This is a genomic window from Pseudomonas sp. 21615526 (assembly GCF_013386245.1).
Lineage (GTDB): Bacteria > Pseudomonadota > Gammaproteobacteria > Pseudomonadales > Pseudomonadaceae > Aquipseudomonas.
Map to the genome: position 1 here is coordinate 1 of NZ_JACAOM010000087.1, position 312 is coordinate 312.

Here is a 312-nt window from a genome sequence, read left to right on the forward strand (position 1 = left end):
AATCAAAGACTAGAAATCAATATTCATTGGCGAATATTCATTTCTAAACTCTAACAGTAGAAACAGTTAATGGTGGAGCCAAACGGGATCGAACCGTTGACCTCCTGCGTGCAAGGCAGGCGCTCTCCCAGCTGAGCTATGGCCCCATAACAAAATTGGTGGGTCTGGGCAGATTCGAACTGCCGACCTCACCCTTATCAGGGGTGCGCTCTAACCAACTGAGCTACAGACCCAATTTCGAGCGCGTAACTGATTAGCTAAGAGCTATCAGCTTGGAGCTTAAAGCTGCTTCTATCGTCTTCTTCAATGAAT

Annotated in this window: 2 tRNA genes; both read right to left on the minus strand. The window is 46.8% G+C overall.

The features are described from left to right. Nucleotides 1-70: 70 nt before the first annotated feature. Nucleotides 71-146: transfer RNA gene (locus HX786_RS23950), tRNA-Ala, on the minus strand. Between the two features lie 10 nt (nucleotides 147-156). Further along, nucleotides 157-233, minus strand: a tRNA-Ile gene (locus HX786_RS23955). Nucleotides 234-312: the final 79 nt, after the last annotated feature.